We start from the raw sequence: 26,181 nt of genomic DNA, 5'->3' as shown, positions 1-26,181 counted from the left end.
CCCGGATCATCCGAAAGACAGGGGCAGGAAGTCATACCGGGCCGAGCGACCGAGGGTCCCCGGCTGGGGACGATCAAAAAGGTAACGGGGGGGGGTGAAATAGCGATACGGATTCCGTTGCCATCAACGTACCGGCTCGCTAAATCCGTTGTCGTACCGCCAGAACACCACCGATACCACTTGCCTTTCCGGGTCGGGCTGTGCGATAACCGTGGGCAGAGCGGCCGGCGTCACCCCTTGGACCGGCCCGACGACCGATGGGGCTGACATGGCCAACGCCACCGACCACCTCTGGATGCACTTCACCCGGATGGCGAGCTACTCCGCCGGCGAGGTACCGACCATCGTGCGCGGCGAGGGCGCGTACATCTGGGACTCCCAAGGGCGGCGCTACCTGGACGGGCTCGCCGGCCTCTTCGTCGTCAACGCCGGCCACGGCCGCACCGAGCTGGCCGAGGCGGCCGCCAAGCAGGCGGGCGAGCTGGCCTACTTCCCGCTCTGGTCCTACGCCCACCCGAAGGCGGTCGAGCTGGCCGAGAAGATCGCCACGCTGACCCCGGGCGACCTGAACCGGGTCTTCTTCACCACCGGCGGCTCCGAGGCCGTGGAGGCGGCGTGGAAGCTCGCCCGCGCCTACTTCAAGCGCACCGGCCAGCCCAACAAGCACAAGGTGGTCAGCCGCTACATCGCCTACCACGGCACCTCCATGGGCGCCCTGTCGATCACCGGCCTGCCGGGCATCAAGAGCGACTTCGAGCCGTTGGTCCCGGGTGGCATCAAGGTGCCGAACACCAACTTCTACCGCGCCCCGGAGCACGGTGACTCGCCCGAGGCGTTCGGCCGCTGGGCCGCCGAAGAGATCGGCCGGGCGATCGAGCGGGAAGGCCCGGACACCGTGGCCGCGGTCTTCCTGGAGCCGGTGCAGAACTCCGGCGGCTGCTTCCCGCCGCCGCCCGGCTACTTCGAGCGGGTCCGCGAGATCTGCGACGCGTACGACGTGCTGCTCGTCTCCGACGAGGTGATCTGCTCGTGGGGCCGGCTCGGCGAGTACTTCGGCGCCCTCCGCTACGGCTACCAGCCGGACATCATCACCACCGCGAAGGGCATCACCTCCGGCTACGCACCGCTCGGCGCGATGATCGCCAGCGACCGGCTGATGGAGCCGTTCCTCACCGAGACCGGCATGTTCGCCCACGGGGTGACCTTCGGCGGCCACCCGGTCTCCTGCGCGGTGGCGCTGGCCAACCTTGAGGTCTTCGCCCGTGAGGACCTGGTCGGGCACGTCCGGGCCAACGAGGGGGCGTTCCGCGCCACCCTGGAGAAGCTCAACGACCTGCCGATCGTCGGCGACGTGCGGGGCGACGGCTACTTCTACGGCATCGAGCTGGTCAAGGACAAGGCAACCCGGGAGACCTTCGACGAGGCCGAGTCGGAGCGGCTGCTGCGCGGCTTCCTCTCCACCGCGCTCTTCCAGGCCGGCCTCTACTGCCGCGCCGACGACCGGGGTGACCCGGTGGTGCAGCTGGCCCCGCCGCTGATCGCCGAGCAGCAGCAGTTCGACGAGATCGAGCAGATCCTGCGTGCCGTGCTCACCGAGGCATGGCAGCGGCTCTGACCGGCGCGTCGACGCCCTCGGCCGACGCACCGGAGCGCTGATGCGTTACCAGGACCTGTCGTACTGGCTCTCCACCGTGGACGATCCGCTGACACCGCGTCCGTCGCTGCCCGGCGACGCCGACGCCGACGTGGCGATCGTCGGCGCCGGTTACACCGGGCTCTGGACGGCCTACTACCTGGCCCGCGCCGACCCGACGCTGCGGATCATGGTGCTGGAGCAGGAGATCGCCGGCTTCGGGGCGTCGGGGCGCAACGGCGGCTGGTGCTCGGCGCTCTTCCCCACCTCGCTCACCGGGCTGGCCCGCCGGCACGGCCCGGACGCGGCGATCGCGATGCAGCGGGCCATGCACGAGACGGTGCGCGAGGTGGGGCGGGTGGTGGCGGCCGAGGGCATCGACTGTGACTGGGCGGCCGGCGGGACGGTGGTGCTCGCCCGCAGCGACGCCCAGCTCGGCCGGGCCCGGGCCGCGGTCGACGAGGCGCGGGCCTTCGGTTTCGGCCCGGCGGACCTGGCGCTGCTGGACGCCGGCGAGGCCGCCGCCCGCTGCGCCGCCGAGGGGGTACGCGGCGGGACGTACACGCCGCACTGCGCGGCGGTGCATCCGGCGAAGCTGGTTCGGGGCCTGGCCCGGGCGGTGGAGCGGCTCGGGGTGACCATCCAGGAACGGACGCCGGTCCAGGAGCTGAGTCCGGGCCGGGTGGTCACCCCCACCGGGGTGGTCCGCGCGCCCGTGGTGGTCCGCGCCACCGAGGGGTACACGCCGGCGCTGCCCGGCCAGCGGCGCGCCGTGGTGCCGGTCTACTCGCTGATGGTCGCCACCGAGCCGCTGCCCGATCCGACCTGGGCGCGGATCGGGTTGGCCGAGCGGGAGACCTTCTCCGACCATCGGCACGTGATCATCTACGGGCAGCGCACCGCGGACGGCCGGCTGGCCTTCGGCGGGCGCGGCGCCCCGTACCACTTCGGCTCCCGGGTCCGGCCCGGCTACGACCGCGAGCCGGCGGTCTTCGCGGCGCTGCGGCGTACCCTCGGCGACCTCTTCCCGGTGCTCGGCCCGGACGTGCCGTTGACCCACCGCTGGGGCGGCCCGCTCGGCGTCGCCCGCGACTGGTCGGCGTCGGTCGGGCTGGACCGGGCGACCGGGCTCGCCTGGGCCGGCGGGTACGTCGGCGACGGGGTCTCGACGACCAACCTCGCCGGGCGCACCCTCGCCGACCTGATCCGGGGCGTGCCGAGTGAACTGACCGCGCTGCCCTGGGTGGGCCACCTGTCGCCGCACTGGGAGCCGGAGCCGGTGCGCTGGCTCGCGGTCAACGCCGGACTGCGGGTGATGTTCTCGGCCGACGCGGCCGAGGCCCGCACCGGCCGCCCGTCGCGACGCGCGGCGCTCTTCGGCCGCTTCCTCGGGCACTGACCCGGCCGCCGCGCCCGCCGCGGGTGTTCGGCGAACCGGCACCGGGCCGCCGTCCGGCTCCCTAGCCTGACAGACAGGAGCAGCTCAGGGAGCTTGACGGAGGTTGGCGTGAGCACTGAGGCGGTCATGGACGCGTTCGACGGTGAGCAGGAAATCGAGATCACCGTGACCGGGCGGAAGAGCGGCCGGCAGATCAGCCACCCGGTGTGGTTCGTGCAGGAGGAGCAGAGCATGTTCCTGGTGCCGGTGACCGGCTCGGACAGCGACTGGTACAAGAACGTGAGCCGGACGCCGATGATCCGGGTGGCCGCGAACGGTACGGCCGTGAACGCGCCCGCCACCCCGATCACCGAACCGGACCAGGTCGACCACGTGGTGGCGATGTTCCGCGACAAGTACGGCGCCGACCGGGTGGAGAGCTACTACCCGAAGCACGACGTCGCGGTCCAGGTGCCGCTCGGCTGACCGCCCCGCTCAGAGGTTCGGCGGGATGACCCGGAGGTGGCCGCGCCGGCCGGTCGAGTGGGCCTGCTGGTCGCGGTCGTCCTCCGGCGGGCGGGGGGCCGGGCGGGCCGCCTCCCGGACCGCCTCGGCGAGGGCGACCAGGTCGTCGGTGGTCGGCGGCGGCGGCTCGAACTCGCCCTCGTGGCGTACCACGTCCCAGCCCCGGGGTGCGGTCAGGCTGCGGGCGTGCGGCTCACAGAGGTCGTACGTGTGCGGCTCGGCGAAGGCGGCCAGCGGGCCCACCACCGCGGTCGACTCGTTGTAGACATAGGTCAATGTGGCGACCGCTTGCCGGGGGCAGCCGTTACGGGAGCAGCGCCGTGGTGACCTCACGGCGGCAGGGTATCCCCATTACCGGGTCCGGCGCACCGCTTCGCGTTGCGACACGCCCGTCACGGTGATCACAATTCGCGGCGCCGACGCGCCGCCCCGGGACTCCGGCGCGCCAGCGCGCGGCGCTGCCGCAGGCCAGGCCCGGGTGGGGGCTACCCTTTGCCTCATGACGAGCCCGGAACACCGCCGCCCCGGTTCCGGCCGGCGCGCGCACCGCGACCGGCACGGGCGCGGCCTGCGCGGGCGGCTGGTGCCGGCCACCGTGCCGCTGGCCCGGACGAAGGCCGAGGTCTTCGACGACCTGGTCCTGGACACGGTGGAGACCCTGGAACGCCGGTTCGCCAAGGAGCTGGCCGGGGTCGAGTTCGCGGTGGAGGACGTCCCGCCCGACCTGAACGTCTACGACTCCGACGTGCTGGAGGACGGCGAGGTGCCGCTGGCCCGCCTGCTGCCCGGCCGACCGGGCCGGCAGGAGGTGCCGCCACGGATCGTGCTCTACCGCCGTCCGCTGGAGTTCCGGGCGATGGACCGGGAAGATCTCGCCGACCTGGTGCACGACGTGATCATCGAGCAGGTGGCGAACCTGCTCGGGGTCGACCCGGACGAACTGGCCTAGCGGCCCGCCCCCGACCGGGCCACCGTGCGCCGCCACACGCGGCACGCCGGACAGGGCCTGAACCGGGCGGCCCCCACCGCCCGGAACCGGCACCGGTCAGGCCGCCCGCCGCTTCAGCTTGCGCCGCTCCCGCTCGGAGAGCCCACCCCAGATCCCGAACCGCTCGTCGTGGCCGAGAGCGTATTCGAGGCACTCCGTCTTGACCTCGCAACGCGAGCAGATCCGCTTCGCCTCACGGGTCGAGCCGCCCTTCTCGGGAAAGAACGCCTCCGGGTCGGTCTGCGAGCAGAGCGCTCGCTCCTGCCACTCCGGCGCGTTTCCGAGCAGGTCGGCCACCTCAAGCTGGCCGTCCATCAAATGCCTCCTTGTCGCGCACCGGCGTCATCGCCGCTGCAACCCCCCACGCGAAAGGCGTGCTAGTCCGTACGGTCCGGTTTGATGCGTTCCGTGCGAACAACCCCATTCAAATTACACGCGTGTAATGCGTGCGCCGTCAAGCCAAACTTGATAATGGAGTCGCCCTCCCGACAGACCCCCGGACGGCCATCCGGCCACCCGGCCCTCGCAACCTGCCCTATCGATTCAGACCCCGGCCGAGTAACGCCCTCACCGGCGAGTTGCCGGAGATTTCTCCCGTGGCGACCTCCTCAGCGGCCCGGTCGGGGCGGACGTGGACACGCCGCCGGAAGACCCCGACAGCAATGCTGATCTTGGTGGGGCACAGGTTAACCCGAGTGACGCCGGACCGCCCGTCGAGCGGGACACGACAACCGCGCCCCGTCCACATGGTGGACGGGGCGCGGCGCACGGCGGCCGGCTCGACGTCAGTCGAAACCCGACGGAACGCTGCTCGGCCAGACGAACTCGGCGACCACGCCGCCGGTGACACAGATCGCTCCGGCCGTCCTCCGCTCGTCCCACCAGACGGTATAGACCCCGGCGGGCAGGTCCGGGTAGACGGCACTGTGGAAGACCCCGTCCTGGACCCGCCGCTCACGGACCGCCGCGTGGGTGCGCGGCCCGTCCGGCCGGCCCGCCGGGCTGATCTCGATTTCCCGCCCGTGCAGCTCCCGTCCGGTGTAGATGATCAGTGCGCCCGTCGCACCGCCCAGGTCGAGGACGACGCTGCCGGTCTCCGACGGCCCGTACGCGCTCGGCTCCATGCCCGCTCCCCCGTCACGCCGCCGCCGACGGGTTGCCGAACCCGTCGTACGGCGTGCCGAGGAACGGGAAGCCGGCCAGGAACGGCGCGGTCACGTCGGCGGCGCTCAACCCGGGGGTGACCGCGGCGGCCGCCGCGTCCGGCCGGAACGCCTTGTCCACCAGCGGCACGGTCAGCCCGGCGATGGCCCGCAGCGCGATGGTGACCACGTCGTCGCCGACCCGACGACCGTTGGGGAAGCCGGCGAGATCGCCGCCGAGCACCCCGAACCGGTCCGGCCGGCGGCTCGGCGGGATCGCGGTGTTCAACCGCAGCATGTCCGCTTGGACGTCGCCGGTGGCGTTGGTGAAGCCGTCGATCAGCCCGGCCGGCACCCCGGTCAGCAGGAGCGCCACCAGGTCCGCTCGGGCCTTCTTGGACTTGTTGAGCCGGTCCAGGTTGGCGAAGACCCCCGGGTAGAGCGCCGGCAGCAGGGCGGCCAGCTCCGGCTGCTCGACGAACCGGGCGAACCGCTTGTCCTCCGAGGGCGGCAGCGAGTTCCACAGGTCCTTCTTGGACATCGGCACGATGACCTCGTTGAAGAGCGGATTGCCCAACCGGGAGACCTGCGTGAACGGGCCGGTGGAGACCTCCGTGCCCGGGTCGCTGCCGAGCACCCGGACCTGCCGGCGGGACGCCGCGGTCCAGACGCCGATCACCGAAGCCTGATCGCCGACCGCGTACCGGTTGGCCCGGCGGCGCACCATGTTCAACGGCACCTGGACGGCGATGCTGTGCACGTTCATCCGGTCCGTCGCGTTGACCGGTTCCCCCTCGGCCTTGAACAGCTTCTTACCGGCCACGTGCAGCTGCTGGAACGGCCGCAGGGTGCCCAGGTCGAAGACCGCACCCAGGTCCACGAAGAAGCCGTCCGCCCGCTGGCCGGCGAAGACGCGCTCGCCGGTCGAGAGGGTGAACGTCGCCTGGCGGACCAGCTCCGCGTAGTTCGGCGTGGAGAGCGGGCCGACGTTGCACGGCGGGCAGGGCAGCTTGTGCGCGAGGCGGTGCTCCCGGCCGCCGGCCACCCGGGTCAGGCTGTAGAACTGCCGCCGGTTCCAGTTCCGGCTGTCCAGCGACTCGATCGGCCCGGTGTTGTAGAGAAAGCTGTTCGGATTCGTGATCTCGGTGGTGAATTCGAACCGGTAGGTGACATCGGGACGGCCGTCACCGTCGTTGTCGATATGGATCTCGTAGCGCACGTCGTCGCCGAACTCGAAGAAGTTCGGGCCGCCGGAAGGAAGTTGCAGCGGCACATAATTGGCGATCAACGTCACCGAGTCGGGGCGATCGGGGCTGACGAACGCGTACAGGTCAGCGGAATCGGCGACCGGATCCTTGGCGATTTCCGGAGCCTCGCGGTGCGAAGACATGACGGACCAACCTCACTGGGCGGGGGACGGGTCGAGGACCGGCCGGGCGCCGGAAGATCCGCGCCGGGGCCGGATGAGTGCGGTCGGATCGGTCAGCGGCGGGCAGCGCGCCGCAGCCGCTCCGCCAGGCTGCGGTCGCGTACCTCGATCCGGGAGGTGCCGACGAAGACGTCCATGGTGCCGGTGGCGGCGTCGCGCAGGTGCACCACGATCGGCTCGTCGGCCGCGGCCGCGCCGGGTGCGTTCTGAGCGGCCGACAGGCCGGGCACGGTGAGCGCGGCGGCGCCGAGCGTCGCGCTCGCCGCCGCGGTCAACGTCTGCCGGCGGGTCAGTCGCGGCCAGGGCCGCTTCCGCACTTCACTGGTCATGGGCAACCTTTCCGGCGGCGCGGGCACGCCCGCGAGGTCGGACGGGAGCCGGCCGCGCGCCGCGTGGCGGCCGCCGCCGGAGCCCGCCGGGGGCGCCGGCGGCGGTCCTCGCCGCTACCGCCGCCGGCGTCCGTTGGTACGGCCGGCGACGCGGAAAGGTTCGACCTCAGGGCAGCAGATGACCGTACGCGGTGCTGCGCTTACGCGCCGGACGCCCGGCGGCCGTCGCGATCGCCCGCAACTGCTCCTCGGTGCGGGCCGAACCGTTGGCCGAGCCGGCCATCCGGGAGATGGTCTCCTCCATCAGCGTGCCGCCCAGGTCGTTGCAGCCACCCTGGAGCATCGCCACCGTGCCCGCGTCGCCGAGCTTCACCCAGGAGCACTGGATGTTGTCGATCCGCCCGTGCAACAGCAGCCGGGCCATCGCGTGCACCACCCGGTTCTCCCGCCAGGTCGGCCCGGGCCGGGCGATGCCGGCCAGGTAGATGGGGGCGTTGGTGTGCACGAACGGCAGCGCCACGAACTCGGTGAAACCACCGGTGCGGTCCTGTACCCCGGCCAGCACCCGGAAGTGCGCCAGCCACTGCCCGGGGTGGTCGACGTGCCCGTACATCATCGTGGAGCTGGAGCGGATGCCCAGCTCGTGGGCGGTGCTGACCACGTCGACCCAGGCGGCGGCGGGCAGCTTGCCCTTGGTCAGCACCCAGCGGACCTCGTCGTCGAGGATCTCCGCGGCGGTGCCCGGGATGGTGTCCAGCCCGGCCTCCCGCAGCAGGGTCAGCCACTCCCGCACCGGCACGCCCGCCTTCGCGGCGGCGGTGACGATCTCCATCGGCGAGAAGGCGTGCACGTGCATCTGCGGCACCCGCGCCTTGATCGCCCGCACGATGTCGGCGTACCCGGTCACCGGCATCTTCGGGTCGATGCCGCCCTGCAGGCACACCTCGGTCGCCCCGGCCGCCCACGCCTCCTCGGCCCGGTCGGCCACCTGGTCGACCGAGAGCCGGTACGCGTCCGCGTCCCGCTCCCGCTGGGCGAAGGCGCAGAACCGGCAGCCGACGTAGCAGACGTTGCTGAAGTTGATGTTCCGGTTGACCACGTACGTGACATCGTCGCCGACGGTCGCCCGGCGGACGTCGTCGGCGAGCCGGCACAGCTCGTCCAGCGCCGGACCGTCGGCGCCGAAGAGCGCCAGCGCGGCGTCGGTGTGCCCGGGCTCCAGCAGCGCCGCCGGGTCGTCGGCGGCGAGCCGCAGGCCCGCCCGCAGGTCGGCGTCGCCGGAGCCGGCGGCGGCCGGTGCCGCGGTCACCTTCGTGGCGACCTCGGCCCAGTCGCCGTAGACGCTGTCGAAGTCGCCCCGGCGGTCGTCGGTGCGGCCGGTGCTGTCGATGGTGACGTGCAGGTCGGTCCGCCCGCCGAACACCTCCTCCGGCTCCTGCCACGGGCGGCCGACCGGGCGCGCGTCCGCGACGGCCAGCCCGGTCTGCGGGTCGGCCAGCGCGGTGACGTGTGCGAGCAGCCGCGGGTCGAGCCACGGGTCGCCGGCGCGGACGTACTCCGGGTAGATGGTGAGCCGCTCCCGCAGGGTGAACCCGGCCTCGGCGGTACGCCGGGCCAGGTCGTCCAGGTGCGGCCAGGGCCGCTCCGGGTTCACGTGGTCCGGGGTCAGCGGCGACACCCCGCCCCAGTCGTCGATGCCGGCGCGCAACAGCAGGTCGAACTCGCCCGCGATGAGGTTCGGCGGCGCCTGGATGCGGGCCCGCGGCCCGAGCAGCACCCGGGCCACCGCCACCGTCGCGGCCAGGTTGTGCAGCTCCGCGTCCGGCATGCCGCGCATCGCGGTGTCCGGCTTGGCGCGGAAGTTCTGCACGATCACCTCCTGGAGGTGGCCGTACTCCCGGTGCGCGCGACGGATCGCGAAGATCGCATCGACCCGCTCGGCGTGCGTCTCCCCGATGCCGATGAGGATGCCGGTGGTGAACGGCACCCCGACCCGGCCGGCGTCGTCGAGCACCCGCAGTCGCACCGCCGGCTCCTTGTCCGGTGAGCCGAAGTGCGGGCCACCCGGCTCCGACCAGAGCCGGGTCGCGGTGGTCTCCAGCATCATCCCCATGCTCGGCGCGACCGGCTTGAGCCGTTGCAGCTCCGACCAGGAGAGCACCCCGGGGTTCAGGTGCGGCAGCAGGCCGGTCTCCTCCAGCACCGCCACCGCGCAGGCCCGCACGTAGTCCAACGTGGAGTCGTAGCCCCGCTCGTCCAACCACTGCCGGGCCGCCGGCCAGCGCTCCTCCGGCCGGTCACCGAGGGTGAACAGCGCCTCCTTGCAGCCCTGCTCGGCACCGGCCCGGGCGATCGCGAGCACCTCGTCCCGGTCGAGGAAGGGCGCCGGCAGCCGGTGCGGCACGGTGGCGAACGTGCAGTAGTGGCAACGGTCCCGGCAGAGCCGGGTCAGCGGAATGAAGACCTTCTTGGAGTACGTGACCACGCCCGGTCGGCCGGCCTCACGCAACCCCGCGTCGCGGATCCCGGCGGCGACGCCGAGCAGTTCGTCGAGGGCCTCACCGCGAGCGCCGAGCAGCGCCGTCGCCTCGTCGACATCCAGCGCGCGCCCGGTCGCGGCCCGGCGCAACGCCCGGCGCACGCTCGCCTCGGTCGGGCCGGACTCGGTGCGATCAACCATCCGCTCAGCCTAAGCCGTGATCGGGACCGCGCCGCCACCTCCGCCCGCACCGTGGGCAAGCCCACCCCCCGCGGGATCAGGCGGCAGACAACAGGGAAAGAGTGGCCTCCCTGGCGCGGGAGGCCACTCTTTCCCTGAATTTTGCGCGCGGCTCGACGGCGTGCGGCGCGCTGGGTCAGCGGGGGGCGTTCGGGTCGTCGCCCGGGTTGATCCGCTGGGTACGGTCGCTCTCGCCGTCGGTCGGGCGCGGAATCGCCTGGGTGGGCTCGGCGGGCTGGCGCGGGATCGCCTGGGTCGGCTCGGCCGACGGCGGCTGCCCGAACGGCGGCGCCGAGTGCGGGGCCGGACCGGCCGGCGGGGCCGACTGCGGAACCGGGTTGGCCGGCGGCGCCGAGTGCGGCGCGGGGTTGAACGGCGGTGCCGACTGGGGCGCCGGGGCGAACGGCGGGGTCGGCTGGCCGTACTGGCCGGGCTGGCCGGGCTGGCCGGCGTACGGGCCGGGGTAGCCGGGCTGACCCGGGGCCGGGTAACCGCCGGGCTGGCCGGGAGCGGGGTAGCCACCGGGCTGACCGGGTGCCGGATAGCCGCCTCCCGGCTGGCCAGGGCCGGGCCAGCCACCGGGCTGCTGCGGCCAGCCGGCCTGCGGCGAGCCGTAGACGCCCGGCTGGGGCTTGGGCTTCGGCACGTAGTAGAGCGCCCGCCAGACGGTGAAGACGACGTACGCGGCGACCGCGAAGATCGCCAGCCAGGCGACCCGGGTGAGCAGACCGAGCAGGGCGTCGAGCACCTCGCCCTCAGCCAGCCGGCCGACCAGCCACATCAGGAAGGTCAGCGCACCGAAGAGCGCGCTGGCGGCGTACTCGGCCAGCGCCACCTGGGTGATCAGTTTGGCCTTCGCCAGCACCGGCTGGACGTGGGTGGCGAGCAGCACGGCCAGCACCGGCAACACCACCGCCTCGACGCCGATGAACGCGAAGAAGGTGCTCCCCGCCCGGTCGGTGAAGGTCCCGAAATCGGCGGGCGTCAGCAGTCTGATCAGGCCGACGAAGAGCAGAACGGCATTCGCGCCGAGCAGCACGAGCGCCGCCAGTTCGCGTAGCGGCTTGGTCAGCTGGCGGGCCTGCGTCGCGTCGGCGGACGCGGGCTCGGCGGGGCTGGTCACGAGCTCCCCCTCGGGGCGAAAGCGGACAGTTGCCGACGTGAGCCTAGTCTCCCCGACCACCGGCGGACCGCAGGCGTCTCGTGCGCGAGGATGGACGGCATGCGCATCGTGGTTCTCGCGGGCGGCATCGGCGGCGCCCGGTTCCTGGTCGGCGTGCGGGAGTACGCCCGCCAGGTGGGCGCCGAGGTGACCGCCGTGGTCAACGTCGGCGACGACCTGTGGCTGCACGGCCTGAAGATCTGCCCCGACCTGGACAGCGTGATGTACACCCTGGGCGGCGGCGCCGACCCGGAGCGGGGGTGGGGGCGGGTCGGCGAGAGCTGGACGGTCAAGTCCGAGCTGGCCGCCTACGGGGCGGAGCCGACCTGGTTCGGCCTGGGCGACAAGGACATCGCCACCCACCTGGTGCGCTCCACGATGCTCAACGCCGGCTATCCGCTGTCCGCGGTGACCGAGGCGCTGGCCACCCGCTGGCAGCCCGGCGTGCGGCTGCTGCCGGCGACCGACGACCGGCTGGAGACCCACGCGATCGTGAGCGGGACGAGCCCCGCAGCCGCGAGCACCACCGGCACGGCCGACGTCGACGGTGGCCAGCGGGCGATCCACTTCCAGGAGTGGTGGGTTCGGTACCGGGCGGACATCCCGACCCACCGGTTCGTCTTCGTCGGCGCCGAGACCGCCAAGCCGGCGCCCGGGGTGCTCGACGCCATCGCCTCGGCCGACATCGTCCTGATCGCGCCCAGCAACCCGGTGGTGAGCATCGCCCCGGTGCTGGCCGTGCCCGGGCTGCGCGAGGCGATCGTCGACGGCCCGGCCCCCGTGGTGGGCGTCTCGCCGATCATCGGCGGCGCTCCGGTACGCGGCATGGCCGACCGCTGCCTGGCGGTGCTCGGCGTCGAGTGCAGCGCGGCCGGCGTGGGCGGCCTCTACGGCGGCCGGTCGGCCGGCGGCCTGCTCGACGGCTGGCTGGTCGCCGAGGAGGACGCCGGCACGCTGGTGCCGGAGGTGACGGTCCGCGCGGTACCGCTGCGGATGACCGACGAGGCGGCGACGGCGGCGATGGTCCGCGCTGCGGTGGAGCTGCGGTGAAGCTGGAGATCCTGCCGGTGCTGGGCATCGGCGAAGTGTCCGAGGGCGATGACGTGGCGGCGCTGATCGCCGCCGCGGCGCCCTGGCTGCGCGACGGCGACGTGCTCGTGGTGACCAGCAAGATCGTCTCCAAGGCGGAGGGGCGGCTGGTGGACGTCCCGGCGGACGGGCCGGAGCGGGACAACGCCCGCGACGAGGTGCTGGCCGCCGAGACGGCCCGGGTGGTCGCTGCCCGGGGCGCGACCAGGATCGTGCAGACCCACCACGGCTTCGTGATGGCCTCGGCGGGGATCGACGCCTCGAACGTCGACAGGACCCGGCTGGTGCTACTGCCGAAGGACCCGGACGCCTCGGCGCGATCGCTGCGCGCCGCCCTGCGCGAGCGCTACGACCTGGACGTCGCCGTGATCATCAGCGACACCATGGGGCGGCCGTGGCGCAACGGGCTGACCGATGTAGCCCTCGGGGTGGCCGGGATGGACGCCATCCGGGACCACCGCGGCGAGGTCGACGCGTACGGCAACGAGCTCCAGCTGACCCAGATGGCGGTGGTGGACGAGCTGGCCGGCGCCGGTGAGCTGATCAAGGGCAAGATCGACCAGGTGCCCGTCGCGGTGGTCCGCGGCTACCTGGCCGCCACCCGCTCCGACCCGGACGAGGTCGGCGCGACCGCGCTGGTCCGGGACGCCGCCCAGGATCTCTTCTCGCTCGGCACCGCCGAGGCGAAGGCGGCCGGACTGGCCGCCGCCGTCACCCTGCCGGACGGTCCCGGCCCGACCCCGGCCGACCCGGCCGCGGTCGGCCGCGCCCTCGCCGCGGTGACCGACGTGGTCGCGCCCGGCACGGTCTTCACCCTGGTCGCCGAGGACGACGAGCTGCGGGCTGGGCTGATCGACGCGGTGCCCGGCTGGCCGGAGCAGGCCACCACCCTGATCCTCGGCTCACCGCCGACCCCGGTGGACCCGACCGACCTGGTCCGGTTCGGCGCCGACCTGCACCGGCTGCGGATCGCCCTGGCCGCCGAGGGCGTCCCGTCCCTCCTGCTGCCACCGCCCGCCCACAGCACCGCCAGCGCCGCCCTGGCCCTCTGACCGACGGGTCAGCTCTCCAGGACTGCTCTGACCCTCGGGTCAGCTCTCCAGGACGGCGCGGCCCAGCGGGGTCAGGGTGTGCAGCACGGTGTTGCGGTCCCGCTGGCTGACCAGCAGCCCGGCGTTGCGCAGCACGGTGGCGTGCTGACTGGCCGCTGCCGCCGAGATGTTCAACCGGCGGGCCATCTCGCCCGTGGTGCAGCCGTCGTCGCTGACCTCCAGCACCGCCGCCCGGGTCCGACCGAGCAGCGCGGCCAGCGCCTCCCGGCCCGGGTTCGGCCCGGACGCTCCGCCGCCCTCCCCCGACGCGGGGGCCAGCCCACCGAGGCGATCCACCGGATAGACCAGCACCGGCGGAAGCGCCGGGTTGAGCAGCGCGACGGGGGTACGGGCGCAGAAGAACGACGGCACGAGCAGCAGCCCTCGCCCGTCCAGGTGCAGCTCGCGGCTGTCCGGGTAGTCGCGGACCTCCAGCACGCCGGAGTCCCACCGCATCGCCGGCCGCAGGCTGGTCAGCAACCCCTCCACCCCGCCGTCGAGCAGCGCTCGGGCCCGGCGGCTGCGGTCCGCCTCCACGGCCGCCTGGATCCGCGCCCAGTACGGGCTGATCGCCAGCGACCGGTACTGCTCCATCGAGTCGGTCAGCTGCCGCAGCACATCCGGCTCCCCCCGGGCCAGCGCCGACGCCGACGAGGGCAGCAGGTTCTCGGCGGCCAGCACGGTCAGGTCGTGGTGCAGCAGCGGCACCGGCGTGCTGCGGACCGCGTCCAGCCCCGCCTCGAAGCCGCTGACGCTGGCGTACGGGGTGAGGAAGTCGGGGAAGTAGCCGCGTGGCGGGTTCAGCGCGAAGAGCAGCCGGAGCTGGTCGGACGCGATGTCCTGGCGCAGGCCACGGGCCACCGCCCGGCGCCAGGTGGCCATCAGCGGATCCCGGCTCCGACCTTGCAGCAGGTGCAGGCTGAGGACCATCTCCCAGACCGGGTCGGCACCCGGCGCGACCCGGGTCCGGAGGATGTCCTCACCGGAAAAGTAGATCTTCAGCATGACCCGCTCCCGTTCGCCCGGTGGGGGTTACCGGACGACCGTTTGCACTCTACCGGCCGGCACTTATCTCCATCTTTAAGCCACGGCTGAAAAACCTCGACGCCCTCGGCGCCCGTTGGGCATGCTTCCACTGCCCACCAGCGGTGTCGGCGCGTCAAACGCGCTCGGCACCCGGGCACCGGGACCGGGGAGGACCGGCGACCGGGCGGCACCACGAGGGTCTGCGGCCCTTGCACCGCAGGGGTGCCGCCCGGCTGTCCCGCCCGGCGCACGCGACGCGGCCCGACCGCCAGCCATCGCCGCACCGCCAGCCCGCCCGGCGACCGCCATCGAACGCGCCGCCGACCGACGACCCGCTGCGGCCCGGCGTGCCGGCGCATCAACCCACCCAGAGCGCCACCCGGTGATCCTCGTCGGTGACGTAGAAGCATCGGCCGTCCAGCTCCGCCAGCCCTTCCACGTGGTGGAACGGCGCGAGGTCGGCGACCAGCTCCCCGGCGAGCAGGTGGGCATCCCCGGCCGGCACGTCGGCCGGATCGCCGGCGAGGGCGGGCGACGGACCGGCGGGCAGCCGGAACCGGATGTGCCGGGAGGTCACCTCACCGCCGCCGGGATGGTCGTCGAGCAGCACCGAGCCCTTGCCGAGCGCGTCGATGGACCCGATCACGGCCGCGTACCCGCCGTCCGAGCCGACGGCGATCGCCCGGAATCCGGTCAACGCGCCGGGCGGAGTCACCCCGCTGAGCGCGTACGCCCGCACCGCCAGCGGCCAGGCCGGCTCGGCGTCGAACATGGCCGGTACGCCGGCCAGCTCGACCAGGATCGGCTCGCCGTCCACGGTGACCGGAAAGCGCAGCCCGAGCAGCACCGTCCCGGTCGGCGTGAAGGCCGCCGCCTCCACGTTCAACGGCAGATCGTCCGGGGTGAGCCGGCTGACCCAGCTCTTCGCCCCCGCGGTGCCCCGGGCCAGGGTCTCCACGATGAACCGGGCCCGCACCCGCTCCCCCGGCGGCAGCGGCGTCAACGCCGCGCCGGCGAGCGCGTCGTTGATCGCCCGGTGCACCCGGAACCGGTTGCGCACCACCTGGACCGGCAGCGGGCTGGTCGCCGCGTCGTCCTCGCGGAACCGGGCGACGAAGGCCCGTCGGGGCCGCAGCGGACCGGCCTTGGAACCGAAGTGCGAACCGAAGACGTAGACCCAGCCGTCGTGGTGGGCGAGCGCCTCGCCGTCCTCGGTCCGGCCGTTCTCCACGCCGGCGTCGGCGGCCACGTGATGGGCGACCCAGGCCCCGTCCTCCCGCTCCAACAGCAGGGCCAGGCAACGCTCCACCGGCCCCTCGTCCAGCACCGTCCAGAAGCCGCGCCGGGCACCGTGCGCGCGCAGCAACGCCGCGGAGCGGACCGGTAGCAGGTCGCTGGCCTCGTTGCCGCCGACGACGAACTCGAGGAGTCGCAGGGTCACCCGGCAAGGGTAGGCGGCACCGGCTCGTACAGTGTCGGCATGCCCGAAGCCCCGCCCACCACCGCTCCGGCCACCACGTACGCGGCACTGCACGCGGACGCGACCACGCTGCTGGCCGGCTGGACACCGACCAGCCCGGCCGCCGCCGTGGCCCGAGACCGGACGCTCGCGCTGCTCGCCGCCGGGCCGGTGGCGATGAGTCGGGAGCACCGCCCGGGGCACGTCACCGCCAGCGTGCTGGTGCTCGACGCCACCGGCACCCGGGTGCTGCTCTGCCTGCACGGCAAGCTGCACCGTTGGGTGCAGCTCGGCGGGCACTGCGAGCCGGGCGACCGGACGCTGGCCGGCGCCGCGCTGCGCGAGGCGACCGAGGAGTCCGGGATCGCCGGCCTGCGGATCGACCCGGTACCGATCGACGTGGACATCCACCCGGTCGGCTGCCAGGGCGGTTCGCTGCATTATGACGTCCGGTTCGCCGTCGTCGCCCCGGCCGGCGCGGTGGAGCGGGTCAGCGACGAGTCCGCCGCGCTCGGCTGGTTCCCGCCGGACCGGCTGCCCGAGCCGCTGGCCGACGGGACCGTCCAGCTCGTCGCGCCGGCCCGCGCGGCGCTCAGACGTAGCCCTCTTCGCCCCGCTCCTTGAGCTCGTCGACCACGGCCTTGACGTCCTGGGCCCGGTCGCGCGGGCAGACCAGCACCGCGTCCGGAGTGTCCACCACGATCAGGTCGTGCACCCCGATGGCGGCGACCAGCCGCCCCGAGTGCGGCACCACCACCAGGCCGGTGCTGTCGCGCAGCAGCACGCCCGGTTTCGCGCCGCCGAGCACCACGTTGCGCGCCGGGTCGGCCGGCAGCACGTCGCCGAGGGTGTGGAAGTCACCGACGTCGTTCCAGCCGAAGTCGCCGGGCACCGTCGCCACCCGCCCGGCGGTCGCCGCGCCCTCCATCACCGCGTAGTCGACGGAGATCTTCGGCAACGTCGGCCAGACGGCGCCCAGCACGTCGTCCTGCTGCGGGGTGCCCCAGGCCGCCGCGATCGCGGTGACGCCGGAGTGCAGGGCCGGTTGCTGCCGAGCCAGCTCGGCGAGGAAGACGTCCACCCGCCAGACGAACATGCTGGCGTTCCAGAGGTGCCGGCCGGAGCGCACGTACGCCTCGGCCACGTCGGCGGCGGGCTTCTCCTTGAACTCGGCGACCATGCGCAGCGCGCCGTCGCCGAGCAGCTCGCCGCACTCCAGGTAGCCGTAGCCGGTCTCCGGGCGGGTCGGGGTGATCCCGACCGTCATCAGCAACCCCTTCTCGGCGCCGCGCATCGCCTCCCGGACCACCTCCGCCCACCGCTGCGGGTCGCCGATCAGGTGGTCGGCCGCGAACGAGCCCATCACCGCGTCCGGGTCACGCAGCGCGATCACCGCGGCGGCCAGCGCGATCGCCGCGCAGGAATCCCGCGGCGACGGCTCGACCAGGATGTTCTCCTCCGGCAGGCCGGTCAGCTGCCGCGCCACCGCCGTCACGTGCGCGGCGCCGGTGACCACCAGCGTCCGCTCCGCTGTGGTCAGCGACGCCAACCGCTCGACGGTCGCCTGAAGCAGCGAGGCGGACGACCCGGTGAGCGGGTGCAGGAATTTGGGGTGCCCGGCACGGGACAGCGGCCACAACCTTGTGCCGCTGCCACCCGCCGGGATGACGGCGTAGAGCATCAGCACATCATGCCCGACGGTCGCACGCACGGGCGGCTGGTTGCCCGGGCCGCGCGCGGCATCAGGACCGGGCCCGACTCCACGCCGCGATGTGCACCTCGGCGCTGGACTCCCAGGTGAACTCCTTGGCCCGGTCGAAGCCGGCCTTGGCGAGCGTCAACCGGCGCTGCTCGTCGTCGAGCAGGGCGGTCAGGTCGGTGGCGATCTGATCCGGGCTCTCGCTGGTGTAGGCGACCGCGTCACCGCCCACTTCGGGCAGCGAGAGCCGGGGCGTGGTGAGCACCGGCGCGGCGCACGCCATCGCCTCCAGGATCGGCAGGCCGAAACCCTCCCCGTAGGACGGGTAGGCGGCGACCAGCGCGCCACCGAGGAAACCGGGCAGATCCGCGTAGCGCAGGTAGCCCGGGCGCAGCAGCCGCAGGTGCGACGGCACCTCGGCGACCGCGCGGTCGATGTCGTCGTCGTGCCCCTGGCCGCCGGCCACCACCAGCGCCGGCGGGTCCGGCCGGTCGCCGACGGCGCGGGCCCAGCCACGGATCAGGTTGGGTACGTTCTTGCGCGGCTCCTTGGCGCCGAGGAACGCGATGTAGCTGCTGCTGCCGAGCCCCAGCCGGGCACGCACCCGGGCCTTCTCCTCCTCGCTCGGGGCGTGGAAGGCGGCGTGGTCGACCCCGTGGTAGGCGACGTCGATCCGCGTCGGGTCGGCGTCCAGCAGCCGGATCAGCTCGTCGCGGGTGGCCTTGCTGGGCACGATCACCCGGTCGGCGCGGCGCAGCGACGTCTTGATCGCGCTGCGGAAGAAGGTGCGCCGGGACTTGTCGTAGTGCTCCGGCTCGGTGAAGAAGGTCGCGTCGTGCACCGTCACCGTGACCGGACATCCCGCCCGCAGCGGGCAGGTGTAGAACGGCGAGTGCAGCACGTGCGCGCCGACCTGTTGGGCGAGCATCGGCAGCCCGGTCTGCTCCCAGGCGAGCCGGGCCGGGCGGTGCGCCACGGCCGCGGGGGCGGGGATGATCTCCGCGCCCGGCAGCATCCGGGTGTAGCGCTCCAGGTCGGTGCGGAGGCTGACCACGGCCAGTTCCACCCCCGACCCGCACACCTTGCCGAGGGCGCCGAGCAGGCCGTCAACGTATCTACCGACGCCGCCGCGGTCGGCGGGGACGCTCGTGGCGTCGATGAGCACGCGGGGCGGGCGACCGGCGGTCACGGGGCGACTCCTTGATGCTGATGGATCTGTGGGGAACAACACTCCGGGGGATAAGCCTACGCCGGAGCCCGCCCCGGACGCTGACTGCGACCCGACGGTACGCCGACTTGTCATCGTCATCGAGTACGGCCCGCGAGCGCGTATCGTTCGCGCCGATGGCCGAGAACATTGCCCGGGCGCTCGCCGACGCGGTGGCGCCCGACCCCACGCGACCGTTGCTCACCTGGTACGACGACGCCACCGGCGAACGCACCGAACTTTCCGGCGCCACGCTGGCGAACTGGGTGGCCAAGACGGCCAACCTGCTCGTCGACGAGGTCGCCCTCGGGCCCGACGACACCGCCGGGGTGCTCCTGCCGCCGCACTGGCAGACCGCCGCGGTGCTGCTGGGCTGCTGGTCGGCCGGGCTCACGGTGGCCGCGGCGCCCGGCCCCGTCGACGTGCTCTTCGCCGCCGCCGACCGGGTGGACGAGGCACAGGCCTGGCCGGCGGGCGAGCGGTACGCGTTCGCGTTGGCCCCGTTCGCCATGCCGCTGCGCGAGGTGCCGTCCGGCTTCGCCGACTTCGTGGTGCAGGTACGCGGCCACGGCGACCACTTCACTCCGTACGCGGTCGGTTCGGGCGACGCCGACCTGCTGGCCCGGGCGGCCACCCGGGCGACGGAGTTCGGCCTCACCGCCGGGGACCGGGTCCTGGTCGACGCGGCCCGCCACCCCGACCCGGTGGACTGGCTGCTCGCCCCGCTCAGCGTCGGCGCCAGCCTCGTCCTCTGCGGCAACCTCGACCCGTCCCGCCTCCCCACCCGCGAGACCACAGAAAAAGTCACCCGCACCCTGCCCTAACCCCAGTCCCACCCCCCGCCCCCCCGCCCCCCGCCCCCGCCCCCCACCCCCGCCCCGTCGATCATGGAGTTGTGGTGGGCGGTTCGCGCCGCTTCGCACCTTGTGTGAGGCACCACAACTGCATGATCGACGGCGGCCAGCGGGCGGTGGGCGGCGGGGGGTCGGGGGGCTGGTGTGGGCCGGTCAGGAGGCGGGGGTGGGGTGGTGCGGGGCGCGGCGTTGGGCGAGTTGGGCGAAGGCGGTCAGCGACTCGGGGTTGGCCAGGGCGCCCTTGGCGGCGGCGCGGTCGACCGGGGTGCCGGTGAGGATCTTCTTGACCGGGACCTCGAGCTTCTTCGCCGACAGGGTGCGCGGCACCGCACGGACCTGGTGGATCTCGTCGGGCACGTGCCGGGGCGAGAGCGCGGTCCGCAGCTCACGGCAGATCCTGCCGCGGAGCGCGTCGTCCAGCTCCAGCCCCTCGGCGAGCACCACGAAGAGCAGCAGCTCGCCGGCACCGCCCTCGTCGTCCTCCAGGTGCACGACGACCGAGTCGACGACCTCGTCCATCCCCTCCACCACGGAGTAGAACTCGGCGGTGCCCAGCCGTACGCCGCCCCGGTTGAGGGTCGCGTCTGAGCGTCCGGTGATCACACAGCCACCGCGCTCGTTGATCGTGATCCAGTCGCCGTGCCGCCAGACTCCCGGATAGACCTCGAAATACGCCTCCCGGTAGCGCGCGCCGTCCGGGTCGTTCCAGAAGCCCACCGGCATGCTCGGCATCGGCTCGGTGATCACCAGCTCGCCCAGCTCGCCGATGACCGGGGTGCCGTCGGCGGAGCGGGCCTCGACCTTGGCGCCGAGCGCCCGGCAGGTGATCTCACCGGCATGCACCGGCAGCAGCGGAACCCCGCCGACGAAGCCGGTGCAGACGTCCGTGCCGCCGGAGAGGGACTGGAGCTGGAGCTGGTCACCGACCGTCTCGTACACCCAGGTGAAGCCCTCGACGGGCAGCGGGGCGCCGGTCGAGCCGAGGCCGCGCAGCGCGCCGAGGTCGGCGATCTCCGCGGGCACCAGCCCGGCCTTGCGGCAGGCCAGCAGGTACGGCGCGGACGTGCCGAAGTAGGTGGTGCCGCTCTCCTCGGCCAGTCGCCAGAGCGCGCCCAGGTCCGGGTGGCCCGGGTTGCCGTCGAAGAGCACGATCGCCGCGCCCACTGCCGGCCCGGAGACCAGGAAGTTCCACATCATCCAGCCGGTGGTGGTGAACCAGAAGAACCGGTCGGCCGGGCCCAGGTCGTGGTGCAGCGCGAGCATCTTCAGGTGCTCCAGCAGGATGCCCCCGTGCCCGTGCACGATCGGCTTGGGCAGCCCGGTGGTGCCCGAGGAGTAGAGCACGTAGAGCGGATGGTCGAAGGCGACCGGGGTGAAGGTGAGCGGCTCGTCGGTCGCCGCGGCCAGCTCGGCCCAGGAGATCGCCCCCGTCGGCTCGGCGGCGGGGTCGAGGTAGCCGATGCCGACGGTGTGCTGCAGCGACGGCAGGGCGGCCCGGATGGCGGCCACCTCGGCCCGCCGGTCCACCGCCTTCTCGCCGTACCGGTAGCCGTCGACGGCGACCAGCACCTTCGGCTCGATCTGCTGCCAGCGGTCGGTGACGCTGCGGGTGCCGAACTCGGGCGCGCAGGAGGAAAAGATCGCACCGAGGCTGCTGGTGGCGAGCAGCAGCACGTAGGTCTCCGGGATGTTCGGCGCGTACGCCGCCACCCGGTCGCCGGCGGTGACGCCGAGCCGGCGCAGACCGGCGGCCACCCGGCGGACCTGCTCGCGCAGCTCGGCCGCGGTGAGGGTGACCGGCGGGCGGGTCTGCCCGTACGCGATCACCACCGGCTCGTCGTCGCCCCGGCCCGGCATCCGCAGCACGTTCTCGGCGTAGTTGAGCGTGGCGCCGGGGAACCAGCGCGCCCCCGGCATGCCACGGTCGACCAGCGTCGCGGTCGGCGGGGTGTGCGCGACCACCTCGAAGTGCTCCCAGATCGAGCTCCAGAAGGCCTCGAGGTCGGTGACCGACCAGCGCCACAGCGCGTCGTAGTCGGCGAAGTCCAGGCCGCGGTGCTCCCGCAGCCAGCGCAGGTAGTTCCCGATCCGGGACCGCTCGCGTACGTCCGCCGGCGGCGTCCACAGCACGTCACCCACTGCTCCACCCTCCCCTGGCCCTGACACGACACTGTGAATGGGCCGTGGCGCCATCTTGCCCTACCTCAGAGCGCCATTCTGCGCACCGGGTGCCGCCGCCGACGCGTGCCCGGCCCACACCCCCACCAGCCACCCTGTGTGGGCGCCGGTCCCTCAGCCGGCCCGGTGGGCCTGGATCGCCCGGCGGCGGGCGAGCCGGTGCGCCCGGCGGATCTCCGCCTCCCGGAACCGGCGCTCGTCCTCCGGGGTCTCCGGCAGCACCGGCCGGACGGCCCGTGGCGCGCCGCTCACGTCCACCCCGACGAAGACCAGGTACGCGGTGGCCACCCGCACCGGCTCGTCCTCGGCCGAGTCCCACCGCTCGGCGACCACCCGGACGCCGACCTCCATCGAGGTCTGCCCGCTCCAGTTCACCTGGGCGTGCGCGTGCACCAGATCGCCGACCCGGACCGGCTCGGAGAAGACGATCTCGTCGATCGCGGCGGTCACCGCCGTGCCGCCGCTGTGCCGGGCGGCGGCGGCCCCGGCCACGTCGTCGACGAACTTCATCAGCACGCCGCCGTGCACGGTGCCGTAGAGGTTGACGTCCACGGCCGTCATGATCCGGCTCAACGTGACTCGGGAGTAGGACGTCGGCTTGCCCGACGGTGCGGTGGAGGGGTGCTCGGTCATGTCGAAAACGGTACGGTGCGCGAATGCGTCATCTCTGGAGCTTCCTCGCCGGGTTGGTGGTGGCACCCGTCACGTGGGTGCTGGTCACGCTCGGACAGGACGGGTCGAGCCGAACCGTCGACCGTTGGGTGGAGATCGGAACGTTCAACACCGCCAACCTGATCGAGCCGGCCGTCTACCTCGGTGTCGGTGGTGTCCTGCTGGGCCTGCTCGGCACGCTGCGGATCTCGCCGGCCGGCACGTTGACGGCCGGGTTGCTGCTGGTCACCCCGTACATCGGGATGTTCGTCGCGCCGTTTCAGGTGCGCGATCAGATCCCGGACGGCTGGAAGGTGTTCGGCGATCCGCTCCCACTGCAGCTGCCGGTGGAGAACGGAACGCTCTTCCTGATCGGCCTGCTGCTGCTCATGGCCACATTCAGCGTGCAGCGCTGGCGTCGCTGGCCGCACCCGGCGGTCGAGGCGGCCCCCGTTCCGGCGGCGTCCGACACGCCGACGCGGGACTTCACTCTCACCGACTGGCCGCCGGCCGACTCGACGGACCGGGACACCGCCCCGCTCACCCTGGGATACCCGGATTCGTCGACGCCGACCGAGCCGCTGCCCCGGCGCACCGGCGGCGAGTCGCCCTGGTCGGCGCCGCCCCGCTCCACCAACCGGCCCGAGGACAGCACCGGCATCCGTTGAGACCGTGGGCGGGCCGGCATCCCCGGCCCGCCCCCGACCAGCCGCTCAGCCGAGCAGCTGGCGGGCCATCACGATCCGCTGCACCTGGTTGGTGCCCTCGTAGATCTGAGTGATCTTGGCGTCGCGCATCATCCGCTCGACCGGGTAGTCCCGGGTGTAGCCGTAGCCGCCGAGCAGCTGCACCGCGTCGGTGGTGATTTCCATGGCCGCGTCGGAGGCGAAGCACTTGGCCGCCGCGCCGAAGTAGGTCAGGTCGGCGTCGCCGCGCTCGGACTTCCCGGCCGCCGCGTACGTCAACTGCCGGGCCGCCTCCAGCTTCATGCCCATGTCCGCGAGCATGAACTGCACGCCCTGGAACTCGGCGACCGCCTTGCCGAACTGCTTGCGCTCGCGCACGTAGCCCTTGGCGTAGTCGAGCGCGCCCTGGGCGATGCCGACCGCCTGGGCGGCGATGGTGACCCGGGTGTGGTCGAGGGTGCGCATGGCGGTGCCGAAGCCGGTCCCCTCGGCGCCGATCATCCGGTCCGCCGGGATCCGGACGTTGTCCAGGTAGACCTCGCGGGTCGGTGAGCCCTTGATGCCGAGCTTCTTCTCCGGCGCGCCGAAGCTCACCCCCGGGTCCGACTTCTCGACCACGAACGCGGAGATTCCCCGGGACCGGGCGGACGGGTCGGTGACGGCGAAGACGGTGTAGAACTCGGACACCCCGGCGTTGGTGATCCACCGCTTCACACCGTTGAGGATCCAGTGATCCCCGTCACGCACCGCGCGGGTGGTCATCGACGCGGCGTCGCTGCCGGCCTCCGGCTCGGAGAGGCAGTAGGAGAACATCGCCTCGCCCGCGGCGACCGGCGTGAGGTAGCGGCGCTTGAGCTCCTCGGAGCCGGCCAGCAGCAGCGGCATGGTGCCGAGCTTGTTGACCGCCGGGATCAGCGAGGACGAGGCGCAGGCCCGCGCGACCTCCTCGATCACGATGGCGGTGGCGAGGGCGTCCGCGCCGGCGCCGCCGTATTCGACCGGGATGTGCGGGGCGTGGAAGTCCGCCGCGCGCAGCGCCTCGTAGGACGCCTTCGGGAACTCGCCGGTCTCGTCGGCCTCGGCGGCGTTCGGGGCCACCTTCGCCGTACACACCTCACGGACCGCTTCCCGGATCGCCTCGTGCTCCTCGGGCAACCGGTAGACGTCGAACGACTCCTCTGCGGCCATGCCGGCCCCTCCCCTTCACCGCTATCATGCGCAGTCTGTGCAGTCCGCTGACCGCCGACCGCGCAGACTGAAGGATAGCGACCAAGGTTCAGGTACAAGTTACCGCGGCGTACGCTCGTGCTTGATGAGCGCCGACGTCGCCCGGCGAGCATAGGAAAGACCAGCATCACCCCTCCGGTGCCCGGTTCGGCGCCACAGCAGAGCGCGACGCGACGGTGCGCCGCCCAGTGCGAGCGGAGAAGACAGGCGTGACGATCCCGTACCCCAACAGCCAGCCGGTGCCCGCCATCGCGGCGGTCTCGCCCCCCTCGGGCGCCGCTCGGCCGCGGGTGACCTTCCTGGGCACCGGCTACCTCGGTGCGACGTACGCCATCTGCTATGCGGAACTGGGCTACGACGTGCTCGGCTTCGACGTCGACGCCGACAAGATCGCGATGCTCAACGCCGGTCAGGTGCCGATCCACGAGCCCGGGCTGGACGAGCTGCTCAAGCGCAACATCGCCGCCGGCCGGCTGCGGTTCAGCACCGACATCGCCGAGACCGCCGAGTTCGGTGACGTGCACTTCATCTGCGTCGGCACCCCGCAGCGCGCCGACGGCATGGGCGCCGACCTGTCGTACGTCGAGGCGTCGGTGACCAGCCTGGCGCAGCACCTGACCCGCAAGGCGCTGATCGTCGGCAAGTCCACCGTGCCGGTCGGCACCGCCGAGTGGGTGGAGCAGCTGGTCGGCAAGCACACCCCGGCCGACCTCGGCGTCGAGGTGGCCTGGAGCCCCGAGTTCCTCCAGGAGGGCTTCGCGGTCGACGACGTGCTGCGGCCCAACCGGATCGTGGTCGGCGTGAAGAGCGAGTGGGCCAACGGCATGCTCTACGCCGCGCACAAGGGCGTCTTCGACCTGGCCGCCACCGAGGACCGCGAGGTGCCCCTGGTGGTCACCGACTTCGCCACCGCCGAGCTGGTCAAGGTCGCCGCGAACGCGTTCCTGGCCACCAAGATCTCCTTCATCAACGCGATGGCCGAGGTCTGCGAGGTCGCCGGCGGCGACGTCACCCAGCTCGCCCGGGCGATCGGCTACGACCCGCGCATCGGCAACCGGTTCCTCCAGGCCGGCCTCGGCTTCGGCGGCGCCTGCCTGCCCAAGGACATCCGCGCCTTCCAGGCCCGGGCCCAGGAGCTGGGCGCCGGCGAGGCGCTGCGGTTCCTGCACGAGGTCGACCTGATCAACCAGCGCCGCCGCACCCGGGTGCTCCAGCTCGCCGCCGAGCTGCTCGGGCGCCGCTCCGGCCCGGCCGGGCCGGACCTCTCCGGCACCCGGGTCGCCGTGCTCGGCGCCACCTTCAAGCCCAACACCGACGACGTACGCGACGCACCGGCGCTCTCGGTCGCCGCGCTGCTGCACAAGGCCGGCGCGGACGTGCACGTCTTCGACCCGCAGGGCACCGACAACGCCCGCCGCGCGATGCCCGAGCTGACCTACGAGACCAGCATGGCCGACGCGGCCACCGGGGCCGACCTGGTCTGCGTGCTCACCGAGTGGGCCGACTTCCGCAACGCCGACCCGGTCGCCCTCGGCGAGCTGGTGGCCGGCCGCAAGGTGGTCGACGGGCGCAACTGCCTCGACCCGGCACTGTGGACGCAGGCCGGCTGGGAGTACCGGGGCATGGGCCGCCCCTGACCCACACGTCACGACGGCCGGTCGCGGAACTGCTCCGCGGCCGGCCGTTTCCTGTGTGCCCCCGGACTCGTT

24 protein-coding genes are annotated in these 26,181 nt (G+C 73.1%); 10 read left to right on the top strand and 14 right to left on the bottom strand.

What is annotated here, in order from left to right; genetic code table 11:
- Window positions 1-268: 268 nt before the first annotated feature.
- From ACIP9D_RS09645 to ACIP9D_RS09635, 3 genes are all read left to right on the top strand, one after another.
- Entirely contained in the window at window positions 269-1,615 is a 1,347-nt protein-coding gene (locus ACIP9D_RS09645; protein ID WP_350867137.1) for an aspartate aminotransferase family protein, read from the top strand.
- Between the two features lie 40 nt (window positions 1,616-1,655).
- Window positions 1,656-3,032: an FAD-binding oxidoreductase gene (locus ACIP9D_RS09640; RefSeq protein WP_350867139.1), complete on the top strand. Its 1,377-nt coding sequence runs from the start codon at window positions 1,656-1,658 to the stop codon at window positions 3,030-3,032.
- A 108-nt stretch (window positions 3,033-3,140) separates the two neighbouring features.
- On the top strand, window positions 3,141-3,497 hold the full coding sequence (locus ACIP9D_RS09635) for a nitroreductase/quinone reductase family protein (protein WP_350867142.1): 357 nt from the start codon (window positions 3,141-3,143) through the stop codon (window positions 3,495-3,497).
- Window positions 3,498-3,506: 9 nt separating this feature from the next.
- Here the strand turns inward: ACIP9D_RS09635 and ACIP9D_RS09630 are convergent, their stop codons facing one another.
- Entirely contained in the window at window positions 3,507-3,869 is a 363-nt protein-coding gene (locus ACIP9D_RS09630) for a DUF3499 domain-containing protein (RefSeq protein ID WP_350867145.1), read from the bottom strand.
- 166 nt (window positions 3,870-4,035) lie between these two features.
- Here ACIP9D_RS09630 and ACIP9D_RS09625 point away from each other — a divergent pair, with 166 nt between their 5' ends.
- A complete protein-coding gene (locus ACIP9D_RS09625) occupies window positions 4,036-4,485 on the top strand; it encodes a metallopeptidase family protein (protein WP_074316962.1) in 450 nt (149 codons plus the stop codon).
- 96 nt (window positions 4,486-4,581) lie between these two features.
- Here the strand turns inward: ACIP9D_RS09625 and ACIP9D_RS09620 are convergent, their stop codons facing one another.
- From ACIP9D_RS09620 to ACIP9D_RS09595, 6 genes are all read right to left on the bottom strand, one after another.
- The gene (locus ACIP9D_RS09620; protein WP_007455784.1) at window positions 4,582-4,839 is read right to left on the bottom strand and encodes a WhiB family transcriptional regulator; all 258 of its coding nucleotides are present in this window, start codon (window positions 4,837-4,839) and stop codon (window positions 4,582-4,584) included.
- A gap of 470 nt (window positions 4,840-5,309) precedes the next feature.
- Window positions 5,310-5,648: a phospholipase gene (locus ACIP9D_RS09615; protein ID WP_350867148.1), complete on the bottom strand. Its 339-nt coding sequence runs from the start codon at window positions 5,646-5,648 to the stop codon at window positions 5,310-5,312.
- Between the two features lie 13 nt (window positions 5,649-5,661).
- Entirely contained in the window at window positions 5,662-7,056 is a 1,395-nt protein-coding gene (locus tag ACIP9D_RS09610; RefSeq protein WP_350867151.1) for a DUF4331 domain-containing protein, read from the bottom strand.
- A 92-nt stretch (window positions 7,057-7,148) separates the two neighbouring features.
- Entirely contained in the window at window positions 7,149-7,424 is a 276-nt protein-coding gene (locus tag ACIP9D_RS09605) for a hypothetical protein (RefSeq protein ID WP_350867154.1), read from the bottom strand.
- 166 nt (window positions 7,425-7,590) lie between these two features.
- Window positions 7,591-10,104, bottom strand: coding sequence for a bifunctional FO biosynthesis protein CofGH (locus ACIP9D_RS09600; RefSeq protein ID WP_350867157.1), 2,514 nt, complete (start codon window positions 10,102-10,104; stop codon window positions 7,591-7,593).
- A gap of 175 nt (window positions 10,105-10,279) precedes the next feature.
- A complete protein-coding gene (locus tag ACIP9D_RS09595) occupies window positions 10,280-11,266 on the bottom strand; it encodes a hypothetical protein (RefSeq protein WP_350867160.1) in 987 nt (328 codons plus the stop codon).
- Window positions 11,267-11,365: 99 nt separating this feature from the next.
- On the opposite strand from ACIP9D_RS09595, the gene cofD reads away from it, so the two are divergent.
- Window positions 11,366-12,355: a 2-phospho-L-lactate transferase gene (cofD, locus tag ACIP9D_RS09590; protein WP_350867163.1), complete on the top strand. Its 990-nt coding sequence runs from the start codon at window positions 11,366-11,368 to the stop codon at window positions 12,353-12,355.
- Complete coding sequence (locus ACIP9D_RS09585; protein ID WP_350867166.1) at window positions 12,352-13,446, top strand: coenzyme F420-0:L-glutamate ligase; 1,095 nt, start codon at window positions 12,352-12,354, stop codon at window positions 13,444-13,446. Before cofD ends, ACIP9D_RS09585 begins: the two co-directional genes overlap by 4 nt.
- A 39-nt stretch (window positions 13,447-13,485) precedes the next feature.
- Here the strand turns inward: ACIP9D_RS09585 and ACIP9D_RS09580 are convergent, their stop codons facing one another.
- The gene (locus tag ACIP9D_RS09580) at window positions 13,486-14,490 is read right to left on the bottom strand and encodes a winged helix-turn-helix domain-containing protein (RefSeq protein WP_350867169.1); all 1,005 of its coding nucleotides are present in this window, start codon (window positions 14,488-14,490) and stop codon (window positions 13,486-13,488) included.
- Between the two features lie 379 nt (window positions 14,491-14,869).
- Window positions 14,870-15,952: a hypothetical protein gene (locus tag ACIP9D_RS09575; RefSeq protein WP_350867171.1), complete on the bottom strand. Its 1,083-nt coding sequence runs from the start codon at window positions 15,950-15,952 to the stop codon at window positions 14,870-14,872.
- 39 nt (window positions 15,953-15,991) lie between these two features.
- Between ACIP9D_RS09575 and ACIP9D_RS09570 the strand changes: the two genes are divergently transcribed.
- Window positions 15,992-16,594 carry an NUDIX hydrolase gene (locus ACIP9D_RS09570; protein ID WP_350867174.1) on the top strand — a complete coding sequence of 201 codons (603 nt, stop codon included), beginning with the start codon at window positions 15,992-15,994 and terminating at the stop codon, window positions 16,592-16,594.
- Here the strand turns inward: ACIP9D_RS09570 and ACIP9D_RS09565 are convergent.
- Both ACIP9D_RS09565 and ACIP9D_RS09560 read right to left on the bottom strand, forming a co-directional pair.
- Window positions 16,563-17,651: a sugar phosphate nucleotidyltransferase gene (locus ACIP9D_RS09565; protein WP_350867177.1), complete on the bottom strand. Its 1,089-nt coding sequence runs from the start codon at window positions 17,649-17,651 to the stop codon at window positions 16,563-16,565. The genes ACIP9D_RS09570 and ACIP9D_RS09565 overlap by 32 nt on opposite strands.
- A 61-nt stretch (window positions 17,652-17,712) precedes the next feature.
- A complete protein-coding gene (locus ACIP9D_RS09560) occupies window positions 17,713-18,858 on the bottom strand; it encodes a glycosyltransferase family 1 protein (RefSeq protein ID WP_350867180.1) in 1,146 nt (381 codons plus the stop codon).
- Between the two features lie 155 nt (window positions 18,859-19,013).
- On the opposite strand from ACIP9D_RS09560, the gene ACIP9D_RS09555 reads away from it, so the two are divergent.
- Window positions 19,014-19,700: a TIGR03089 family protein gene (locus ACIP9D_RS09555; protein WP_350867183.1), complete on the top strand. Its 687-nt coding sequence runs from the start codon at window positions 19,014-19,016 to the stop codon at window positions 19,698-19,700.
- A gap of 183 nt (window positions 19,701-19,883) precedes the next feature.
- On the opposite strand, the gene ACIP9D_RS09550 is transcribed toward ACIP9D_RS09555, so the two are convergent.
- Together ACIP9D_RS09550 and ACIP9D_RS09545 are read right to left on the bottom strand one after the other, a co-directional pair.
- Window positions 19,884-21,869, bottom strand: coding sequence for an acetoacetate--CoA ligase (locus ACIP9D_RS09550; protein WP_350867185.1), 1,986 nt, complete (start codon window positions 21,867-21,869; stop codon window positions 19,884-19,886).
- Between the two features lie 153 nt (window positions 21,870-22,022).
- Window positions 22,023-22,541 (bottom strand): hotdog domain-containing protein, encoded by a 519-nt coding sequence (locus ACIP9D_RS09545; protein ID WP_350867188.1) that lies wholly within the window; start codon window positions 22,539-22,541, stop codon window positions 22,023-22,025.
- A 23-nt stretch (window positions 22,542-22,564) separates the two neighbouring features.
- Here ACIP9D_RS09545 and ACIP9D_RS09540 point away from each other — a divergent pair, with 23 nt between their 5' ends.
- Window positions 22,565-23,227: a hypothetical protein gene (locus tag ACIP9D_RS09540; RefSeq protein WP_350867191.1), complete on the top strand. Its 663-nt coding sequence runs from the start codon at window positions 22,565-22,567 to the stop codon at window positions 23,225-23,227.
- A 45-nt stretch (window positions 23,228-23,272) separates the two neighbouring features.
- On the opposite strand, the gene ACIP9D_RS09535 is transcribed toward ACIP9D_RS09540, so the two are convergent.
- Window positions 23,273-24,433 carry an acyl-CoA dehydrogenase family protein gene (locus tag ACIP9D_RS09535; RefSeq protein WP_350867193.1) on the bottom strand — a complete coding sequence of 387 codons (1,161 nt, stop codon included), beginning with the start codon at window positions 24,431-24,433 and terminating at the stop codon, window positions 23,273-23,275.
- Window positions 24,434-24,681: 248 nt separating this feature from the next.
- Here ACIP9D_RS09535 and ACIP9D_RS09530 point away from each other — a divergent pair, with 248 nt between their 5' ends.
- Window positions 24,682-26,109, top strand: coding sequence for a UDP-glucose/GDP-mannose dehydrogenase family protein (locus ACIP9D_RS09530; protein WP_350867194.1), 1,428 nt, complete (start codon window positions 24,682-24,684; stop codon window positions 26,107-26,109).
- Window positions 26,110-26,181: the final 72 nt, after the last annotated feature.

Origin of the sequence: Micromonospora sp. NPDC093243, assembly GCF_044753725.1 — a bacterium.
Lineage (GTDB): Bacteria > Actinomycetota > Actinomycetes > Mycobacteriales > Micromonosporaceae > Micromonospora.
The sequence above is the reverse complement of the archived record's forward strand: the minus strand, read 5'-3'. Positions and strand labels throughout refer to the sequence as shown.